Below are 8,547 nucleotides of genomic sequence, written 5' to 3'. Positions count from 1 at the left end.
TCGTGGATGGCATCGAAACGCCGCCCGCGACCCTCCCGCAGGATCCCGACCGCGTTGATCACCGCATCGACCCCGGTGAGCCGCCCCCCGCCAGCCGCCCGCATCGACATCCCGCGCATAGTCCACGGCGATCTCGTCCGCTCGGCGCGCCTGGCGATGCACGCCTCGGCGGACCGTATGTCCGGCCGTCTCCAATGCAATCTGCAAATGGCGACCGAGGAAACCCATCGGCCCCGAGGAGCAGCACGTTCATGCGCCGTTCCTCGATTGCAAGACTACTTGACGCCCATCCCCGGCTCCGCGCCGCTATCCGGGCTCAGCAGGAACAGCTCCTTGCCGCCGGGACCAGCCGCGAGGACCATCCCCTCCGAGACCCCGAAGCGCAACTTGCGCGGAGCGAGGTTGGCCACCATCACGATCAGCCGGCCCGTGAGCGCCTCGGGTGCATAGGCCGACTTGATGCCGGCGAATACCGTGCGTTCTTCTTGCCCGATGTCGAGGGTAAGCTTCAAAAGCTTGTCGGCACCCTCCACGTGCTCGGCCCGGACGATGCGGGCGATGCGCAGGTCCACCTTGGCGAATTCTTCGATTGAAATGGGCTCGATCGAGATCGGTTGGGCGATGGGGGCGACCTCGACCGGCGCGGCCCCAGCGGCTCGCGTCGGTGTGGGCGTAAGCGTGTTTTCCATCACAAGGGCCGCGATCCGTTTGGGTTCGATACGGGTCAGGAGGTGCTCGTAGGGCTTGATGCGCACGAGCGGGGAGGGTTCGCCCGCGAAGGAGAGCTCGCCGCAGTTCAGGAACGCCTCGACCCGCAGCGCGAGGCTCGGCAGGACCGGCTTGAGCCACAGGCTGAGGTATTGAAAACCTCGCAGGCACACCGAGCACACCTGGTGCAGGGTTTCCCGCGTGGCCGGGTCCTCCACCCCTTTTGCAAGCCTCCACGGTTGCTCGGCATCGAAGTACTGGTTGATGCGATCGGCGAGCTCCATCGCCATTCTCAGGCCTTTACCGAATTCCCGCGACTGGTACGCTGCCGCGATCCGGTCCGAGTAGTCTTCTACTTTGAAAGCGCACCACGGGTCGAGCTCAGTGACCGCGCGTACGTACCCGTCGAAGTGGCGGGTGATGAAACCGGCGGAGCGGCTGGCGATATTGATGTATTTGCCGACGAGATCGGCGTTGACGCGCGCCACGAAATCTTCGAAGCAGAGGTCCACGTCCTCCATCGTCGCGCCGAGCTTCGCGGCATAGTAATAACGAAGGTATTCGGGATCGAGGTGCTTCAAATAGCTGTGGGCGGTGATGAAGGTGCCGCGGGACTTGGACATCTTCTCCCCGTTCACGGTCAGAAACCCGTGGGCGAACACCCGGTCCGGGGTCCGGTAGCCCGAGTGGTGGAGGAGCGCCGGCCAGAACAGGGCGTGGAAATAAAGGATGTCCTTCCCGAAGAAGTGATAGAGCTCGGTCTTCGCGCCCTGGGTCCAGAATCGATCGAAGTCGATCCCCTCGCGTTCACAGAGGTTCTGGAAGCTCGCCATATAGCCGATGGGGGCGTCGAGCCAGACATAGAAATACTTCCCGGGCGCCCCCGGGATCTCGAAGCCGAAATAGGGCGCGTCGCGCGAGATGTCCCAGTCCGAGAGGCCCGCCTTCAGCCACTCGTCGAGCTTGTTCGCGGCCTGGGGATCCAGGTGTCCGGCGCGCGTCCATTTCGCGAGGAACTCCGCACAAGCCGAGAGCCGGAAAAAATAATGCTCCGATCTCTTCCGGACGGGCACGGCCCCCGACAGCGCCGAATAGGGCGCGATGAGCTCGGTCGGCAGGTAGGTCGCGCCGCAGGCCTCGCAGGCATCCCCGTACTGGTCCTTGGCGTGGCAACGCGGGCATTCGCCCTTGATGAAGCGGTCCGGGAGGAACATCTCCTTCACCGGATCGTAGAGCTGCTCGATCGAGCGGACGTCGATGAGGCCCTGTTGCCGGAGCCTGTGGAACATGGCCTCGGCCAGCGACCGGGTCTCCGGCGAGTTGGTCGAATAGTAGTTGTCGAACGCGATGTGGAAGGCCGTGAAATCCCGCAGGTGATCGGCGTGCATGCGCTCGATGAGGCACTCGGGCGAGACCCCCTCGGCCTCGGCCTTCAGCATGATCGGGGTGCCGTGGGTGTCGTCGGCGCACACGTAGTAGCAGGTATGCCCAGAGAGGCGCTGGAAGCGGACCCAGATGTCGGTCTGGATGTACTCGACGAGGTGTCCCAGGTGGATGGGGCCGTTGGCGTAGGGCAGGGCGCTGGTGACGAGGATCTCGCGGGGGGTGTCGTCCATGGGGTGTGGGCTCGGCGGCGTGCGGGCGCATAAAGTACCACCAAGCGCGCGCCCGTGTCATGAACCGGGTCGTGCCGTTCCATGGGCGCCCGGCATGCCGAGCGCGGCGCGGGCTCGGCTCGGGCGGTACCTGTTCCCGATGCGGCTCGGAGAGTCCGACCGTCAACCGGCGCGCCGGCCCGCCCGAGGCGTCGACGCGCCACAGATCGTCATGGGCGACGAAGACGATGGTGTCGTCGTGCAGCGTCGGAAAGCGCAGTGCGACGACCTCCCCAACTATTACGTGATCCGGATCCACTGTCCAAGCGATGGCGCACGAGCCGCCGTCAGGATGAACAGCAGATAGTGCCCCGGTGGCGCGATGTTCCCGTCGGGCGGCGCTTGCACGCCCACGGCGCCGGGATCCGCCCCCACGATCACGCACTCAACTACCCGTTGCGTCATGTTGAACCCGTGCGTCACTGCGCCAGGCCGTACCAGGACCACCTCGGCGATGCTCGCAGGGTCCGGAGTCTGAATGAGGAAAACCGCGCCATACGCGACCGACGCTGGTGCACCGGTGATCGCCGGCCGCGGGAGCGTGAAGTACGTGGGATAATACCGCTCGTGCTCGGTCGTCTCACCCGACTTCCACTGCCCAGCTTGTCGCCGCCCATCAGCACGCTGCCATCGGCGAGCAGGATCGCGGTGGAATGATAGCCGCGCGGAATGGTCATGGTCGCGCAGAGCTCCCACCCGGCGTCGGGATCCCGCGGGTCGAAGATCTCCACCGGACCGCCATCGACGTCGTCAATCCCGCCCGCCAGGAAGATGCGTCCGTCAGGGAGCAGCACGGTATTGACCTGTTGCGGGCGAGCACGGTTCAGATTCGAGAGATTGGTCCACGCCGGCGCGGCCACGGAAAGATCGATCAGCTCCGCAGTCTGCTGCGCGCGATCAGGACCCGTGCTTCGTAGTTGGGCGGCCGCAGCGGCAATAGCACGGACGTGCCCTTCTCACCTCCGCTGCTGCGATTGCCGGCGTTGGTCGGAAACGACTCGAGCCGGTGATCCCAGCCGGACCCGCGTTGAATCGTTGCGTAGGCACGTGCGGCCAGCGATGAATAGCTTGCCTCCGGGCAGGAGGTACGCCCAGGGATTACCAGTGGTGGTGTTCCATGTCCGGTACCGGCGCCTCCACCGGCGCAGCCCATGTGCCCGCAGCCGGGTCGTAGATCTCGAAGGACTTCGCCTCTGCGCCAAAGAGCGTGATCAGCTTCCGGTCGGCCAGCATCAAGGTGGTTGAATAGAAGCGATCGTGAGCCGTGGATTGCTTACGCGTCCATAGCAGCGTACCCGGATCGAACTGATACGTTTGCCTGGGCGTGAAGCCTCCGTGGACGAGGACCGTGCCTACCGCATCGTCGAGGAAGTCATGCTCGGCCGACCAGATGTTGGCGAGCGGTCGGCTGTTCGGCGGCTGCGTGACGTCGAACGGCTGGTTTCCAGGGGCAGCCACGGCGCCGGGATCCACCGAGTAGTCGAAGAGCCGGCTGAGGTCGTCGCGCGTATCTCCGTATCCGAAGTAAAGAACTTTGAGCGTACCCGGGAGGAGACACGCATGCATGAAGCACACTTCCGGCGATCCGGGTACGAGCTTCCACTCGCCGCAAAGGAATCGCTCGGAGCGATGATGATCGACACTCGGACCACCGGTTGTCCCACGTCCCAACCGGGAATCCGACCTTCGCCTTCAGCTCAGTCGACCTGCTCATCGGTGAGCCACACCGTCTGCTTCGACCGCACGAGCCCCGCGAGCCCCTGCATCATGTGCATCTCTACGTGGCAGTGGAAGAGAAAGTCGCCACACAGCTCGTACTCCTTCGCGTCCTTCGGCCGATCCTTGGGATCCTGGCACTTCTCGATATCGAGTGGCAGTAGCAGCGCCGGCGGCACCGTCGTGTTGACGATGAAGGATTCGGCGGGACCGATGCTGCGGACATCGAGGTTCTCGTGGGCGAACTTCCAGCGCTGCGCGCGTGGGTGGAAGTCGTGCCAGCCCATGCCGAGATCAAGATTGAACACGTACCACCGGATTCGCTGCCCGCGCGGGCGACGATCGTCGGCGTGTTGCCGATGAACGTTCTGCCGTTGAAGCAGAAGCTCGGGATCCCGGCGCCGTCCTCGGTCACGGTGTGGACCATCTTGCCCGGCGTCCAACGCACTGTGCCACCAGGGCGTATGCGCACCTCGGCCGGCTGGAACCTCAGGTTCATCGGGGCGACGTCCTCGATCGCGACCGTGGCTTCAGGTCGCTCGCCCGCGGCGACGATCACCGTCCCCTGCATCTGCTGGTGAAATTAAGTGATAGGTGAAGCTGCCCTCGGTGCCGAAGGTGACTTCGAAAGGCGGACCGGCCGGCGAAAACGGACCGCTGTTAAAGGCCGGCGTCCCCCGTCTTCGGCTCATGAGGTGGACGAACATCGGCACGTGCAGGAGGTCGTCTTCCTTGCACCGGGGATGAGCGTAGTCGAGCTGAAACCATTCATCGAGAAAGGCGAGTACTCCACGATGCTCGAGGTCCCGCCCGACGTGAGGCCTGGCGCCGTCTCCGTGATGCCCGCCATCACCACCGCCGTGATGATGAGTTCCGGCGTGTCCGGTGGCGACGTCCGTGTGCCCGTCTTTACGAGCCGGCGCGGCTCCAAGCGTGACCGCGGCTGCGTGGGCCGGCTTGTGGCCAGCCGGCACGGGATCGACATCGTCGTCGTCGCCGAGGTGGCGGCAGCGTCGTTCGATGAAGTCGTTAGCGAGCGGCGGAAGCGTGTACTCGGCGAGAGGATCGCAATCCTTGGGCAGCACGATGATTCCGCCGAAAAGGCCGCGGTTCACGCTCTCGCCCATGTGGTGAGAGTGATCGTGGAAAGGCCAGGCGCCCACCATGTCGTCGGTGACGTCGAACCGATACGTCCACGTCCGCCCTGGAGTGATCTCGTCCGACCGGCGCCCGTCGGTCGTCTCGGTGCCGAACGGCCACGATCCGTCAGAGTCTGCGCCGTACCGCAGACCGTTCACGTGCAGGCTGTGCGGGATCACGTCGCCGTTAAGGACGTGGATGTGGAGTCGCTCGCCGGGACGCGCGTAGATCACGGCTCCCGGCACGCGGTGCGTATAGCTCGGTTCGTTCACATCGGCAAGCACCAGCTTGTCCGGTTTTGGTACGAGGTAGTCCGGGTCGAGGTATTCTCGATAGACCACCGCATCGACGCTCCTGGCCTTGACTTCCGCCAAAGGAATCGTCGCGTCCTCGTGCCCGCTGTTTCGCATGCCGTCTCTGCGGTATCTCACAGCGGCATGCGGGCTCGGCTCGACCGGGCGGTAACCGACGATCTCTTCGATCTTCAGGTAGACGTGCCGGATTGCCATGGAGACCTCCTCGAGTACTTCAGCGACGGTTTGCGCTCGCTTTGCGCCATGCCCCGGTGTTGCAACGCCGTCCCGTATATAGATAGAATCTCACAATCCATAACACGATGAGAGACGTGCTATCAAGGCCAATGTCTTCTTCTTCTCTGGAGCTGCCGACGCTGGAGGAGCAGATGCAAGCGATCGATGCAGACCAGTGCAGACCAGGCCTCGGTGGAATAGCTCTGCCGCACCGCCGAGTTCTTCATCGCGGCCGCCGAGGCCGGTAGCGCTGTCCCACTACGCCTGACCGGCAAGCCCCTCCCCGTGCGGGGCTTGTCTTAACTCGCAGAGGCTCAAGCGCTGCGACAAAAACGATATAAACGACCAAAAGAGGGCTTTTATCGTTTCGGTCGTCGTCCCGCGCAGCGCGGCTCTGGGACGACGGTGCGGTCGCGCCCGGAGGGGTTGGGGAAGGGACGTGGCGGAACCTAGGGGTACTGCCGATAACCCCGCCATGAAACACATCACGATGGTCTGAATTTGCCTCTGGAGCCTGGTATGTGCCCAGGCATACCCTCGATCTACGAGGGCACGGTCGTAGGCGTTTCGGACGGCGACACGCACGGTGCTGATAAGCGGTCGCCAGACTAAGGTCAAGCTGGCGGAGATTGACGCTCCGGAGAAACGGCAGCCATTCGGGGAGCGCTCGAAGCAGAGCCTATCCGATCTCGTGTACGGTAAGCGGGCGAAGGCAACCAGCACGACCGCAACCGCTACGGCCGAGTTGTAGGGAGGGTCTACACCGAAGCCTCGACGTTAATGCCGAGCAAATCAAGCGCGGCATGGCTTGGATCTACCCGAAATACAACCGCGATAGGTCGCTGTTGGCCCTGGAGCACGAAGCAAGGGGCGCCAAGCGCGGCCTGTGGACCGATCCGAATCTAATTCCACCCTGGGAGTATCGGCATGGCGGCAAGACCGGCTGGTGTGGGAGCCTGGCGCTGCGGAAGGAACCTGGTACCCACGGGATGCGGTGGTTCGTGGAGGGAGGTATCAGAGGTATGACAAAAACGGCTTAACACGGTGAAATGATGTGATGGATGTGATAGTTTATCCCTTCGCGCGGAATTTGTCAGGTAAAAATTACAAGGGGGGTACAGTGACAAAATAAACCGGGAGAGGTAGAAATATCGCATCTATCACATCCATCATATCAATGGAAAAACAACGTTGTCAGCTTATCCGGGGGAATGAGGATATACGAGGGGTATCCTCCCGTCTCCGGACTGAAAAGCGGGCATACGTTGACCTGGTGAGGGGACGCGGGGACACCCGCGTTTAAACTACAAGCCCGGTCCAATGTCTGACATTTCAAAAGGAGACAAGGAAACATGACTACAAAAGAACTAAACCAACTATTTCCCGACGGCTGGTGGAATAGCCAAGAAGGACGCACAGCATGGGAACACAGCGAAGAAGGAATTGAGGTTGCCAAGCAGCGCGTTATTGACGCAGACATTGCATACGCCAAGTTTGAAGCACAACAAGCGGCCGACAAGGCTTGGGCACTCAAGCATCCCATCTTGTCTCCAATCAAACGTGGGTGGGAAATAGCCAAACCAATACTTATCTTTGTTATGGCCTGCGCTTATGTGGCAATGTTGTTGAGTACGAGTCTGCATATGGATCGCGACCCTAACGACCCACGCCCAGACTGCGTGCGATTTTGCGAGTAACCCGGGTGGCTTGATTGGCTTTGGTCTGCCCGCTACGTCGGTTGGCTAAACGCCCACGCCGCCGCAGAGCACATGGGGCAGCGACTGCGCCACACGCTCGCCAAGAGGCGATGTGGAGTTCCCCCTTTTCCTGGCCATCTACGACGCCCTGGTGGCACGGTTCGGGGGGGTTGTGGCGGACGAGAAGTTTGCCGTCGTCCTGAGTGGGATCACGAAGTCACGGAAGCATCGTTATAATGCTGCTTACCGGGCTCGTCCACAGCCCGAGGGCACACGCCTCGCCCGAGCCGCGTACATGCGGGACTACCGCGCCCGCCCGCGGACCGAGGAGGAGGTGACAGCGGAGCGCGCGCGGAACGCGGCGTACATGAAGAGGTATCGGGCGAGGGCGCAATGACCCCCACCCAGGAAGCCAAGGCCGAGGTCTACAGGGAGCTGGGTTACCGGGTGGTCGGGCATGGTCGGCGTGAACCTGACGGTCGCCTGCCCCATGGTCAAGGCCAAGGGGCACATCGTCCAGCTCATCGGGCCTGACGGGAAGACCACGAAGGCGTTGTATCGGCACAAGAGGTTACCCATGACGAACGAAGAAGGTGAGCTGCTAAATAACATTGCAAACGAGTATTGGGAAGAGTTCGGGCAACTGGTCGCACGACACCTGTTGCGTGCTCCGCAACACCTGCGAGATGAGTTGCTCATGACTCTACAGGAGAGGTCCTCGGTATACGGCTGCGCCTACGAGCGCCACATGGAGGACGGGCTGTGAACCTCTCACCGTCGCCCGTCCGCTCACGAACGGACGCGAGGGGTTCTGCGGCCAGCTCATCGAGCCGGGCGGGAAGACTGTGAAGGCGTTGATTCGGTATTGTTACATTCCAGCGAAAGAGGACGGCACATAATGCGACAACTTCATATGACCACAGACTTAATGGAGGCTCACATCATTAAGGGGTTGTTAGCCCGACTTAGCCGACTCGGGGGGTACCGAGGTCCTAAGTGATTGATATCATTCATAGGGACCCCCCTAGGTCTGCACTACAGGGCGATGGCTGAGAACTGAGCTGGCGGTGATCTTCGGCGGCGGTTGGGCGGGGAGCTCGA

The 8,547-nt window shown here is 62.5% G+C and carries 10 protein-coding genes and 1 pseudogene; 5 read left to right on the top strand and 6 right to left on the bottom strand.

Going from position 1 to position 8,547, the window contains the following annotated elements; genetic code table 11:
* Positions 1–275 precede the first annotated feature (275 nt).
* From metG to M3461_11035, 5 genes are all read right to left on the bottom strand, one after another.
* Entirely contained in the window at positions 276–2,324 is a 2,049-nt protein-coding gene (metG, locus tag M3461_11055) for a methionine--tRNA ligase (protein ID MDQ3774851.1), read from the bottom strand.
* Positions 2,325–2,603: 279 nt separating this feature from the next.
* On the bottom strand, positions 2,604–2,843 hold the full coding sequence (locus tag M3461_11050; GenBank protein MDQ3774850.1) for a galactose oxidase early set domain-containing protein: 240 nt from the start codon (positions 2,841–2,843) through the stop codon (positions 2,604–2,606).
* On the bottom strand, positions 2,783–3,157 hold the full coding sequence (locus M3461_11045; GenBank protein ID MDQ3774849.1) for a hypothetical protein: 375 nt from the start codon (positions 3,155–3,157) through the stop codon (positions 2,783–2,785). Before M3461_11045 ends, M3461_11050 begins: the two co-directional genes overlap by 61 nt.
* 304 nt (positions 3,158–3,461) lie before the next feature.
* Positions 3,462–3,929: a hypothetical protein gene (locus M3461_11040; protein ID MDQ3774848.1), complete on the bottom strand. Its 468-nt coding sequence runs from the start codon at positions 3,927–3,929 to the stop codon at positions 3,462–3,464.
* Positions 3,930–4,060: 131 nt separating this feature from the next.
* Positions 4,061–4,366: a multicopper oxidase domain-containing protein gene (locus M3461_11035; GenBank protein ID MDQ3774847.1), complete on the bottom strand. Its 306-nt coding sequence runs from the start codon at positions 4,364–4,366 to the stop codon at positions 4,061–4,063.
* On the opposite strand from M3461_11035, the gene M3461_11030 reads away from it, so the two are divergent.
* Positions 4,355–4,660, top strand: coding sequence for a hypothetical protein (locus M3461_11030; GenBank protein ID MDQ3774846.1), 306 nt, complete (start codon positions 4,355–4,357; stop codon positions 4,658–4,660). The two genes, M3461_11035 and M3461_11030, sit on opposite strands and share 12 nt — an antisense overlap.
* Here M3461_11030 and M3461_11025 read toward each other — a convergent pair.
* Positions 4,610–5,728 carry a multicopper oxidase domain-containing protein gene (locus M3461_11025; GenBank protein ID MDQ3774845.1) on the bottom strand — a complete coding sequence of 373 codons (1,119 nt, stop codon included), beginning with the start codon at positions 5,726–5,728 and terminating at the stop codon, positions 4,610–4,612. The genes M3461_11030 and M3461_11025 overlap by 51 nt on opposite strands.
* 607 nt (positions 5,729–6,335) lie before the next feature.
* On the opposite strand from M3461_11025, the pseudogene M3461_11020 reads away from it, so the two are divergent.
* The 4 genes and pseudogenes from M3461_11020 (at position 6,336) to M3461_11005 (ending at position 8,212) form a co-directional block, all read left to right on the top strand.
* Positions 6,336–6,789: pseudogene (locus M3461_11020) on the top strand (thermonuclease family protein).
* A gap of 312 nt (positions 6,790–7,101) precedes the next feature.
* A complete protein-coding gene (locus M3461_11015) occupies positions 7,102–7,446 on the top strand; it encodes a hypothetical protein (GenBank protein MDQ3774844.1) in 345 nt (114 codons plus the stop codon).
* 112 nt (positions 7,447–7,558) lie between these two features.
* The gene (locus M3461_11010; protein MDQ3774843.1) at positions 7,559–7,843 is read left to right on the top strand and encodes a hypothetical protein; all 285 of its coding nucleotides are present in this window, start codon (positions 7,559–7,561) and stop codon (positions 7,841–7,843) included.
* A gap of 69 nt (positions 7,844–7,912) precedes the next feature.
* A complete protein-coding gene (locus M3461_11005; GenBank protein MDQ3774842.1) occupies positions 7,913–8,212 on the top strand; it encodes a hypothetical protein in 300 nt (99 codons plus the stop codon).
* Positions 8,213–8,547: the final 335 nt, after the last annotated feature.

The organism is Pseudomonadota bacterium, from assembly GCA_030860485.1.
Lineage (GTDB): Bacteria > Pseudomonadota > Gammaproteobacteria > JACCXJ01 > JACCXJ01 > JACCXJ01.
Note: the sequence above shows the minus strand (reverse complement) of the source record. Positions and strands in the feature narration are given on the sequence as shown.

What these genes read in the sequence shown, in the direction of transcription:
- M3461_11015 (MDQ3774844.1), top strand. Translation starts at nt 7,102, where the DNA reads ATGACTACAAAAGAACTAAACCAACTATTTCCCGACGGCTGGTGGAAT.
- M3461_11040 (MDQ3774848.1), bottom strand. Translation starts at nt 3,929, where the DNA reads ATGCATGCGTGTCTCCTCCCGGGTACGCTCAAAGTTCTTTACTTCGGA.
- M3461_11035 (MDQ3774847.1), bottom strand. Translation starts at nt 4,366, where the DNA reads ATGGGCTGGCACGACTTCCACCCACGCGCGCAGCGCTGGAAGTTCGCC.
- M3461_11025 (MDQ3774845.1), bottom strand. Translation starts at nt 5,728, where the DNA reads ATGGCAATCCGGCACGTCTACCTGAAGATCGAAGAGATCGTCGGTTAC.
- metG (MDQ3774851.1), bottom strand. Translation starts at nt 2,324, where the DNA reads ATGGACGACACCCCCCGCGAGATCCTCGTCACCAGCGCCCTGCCCTAC.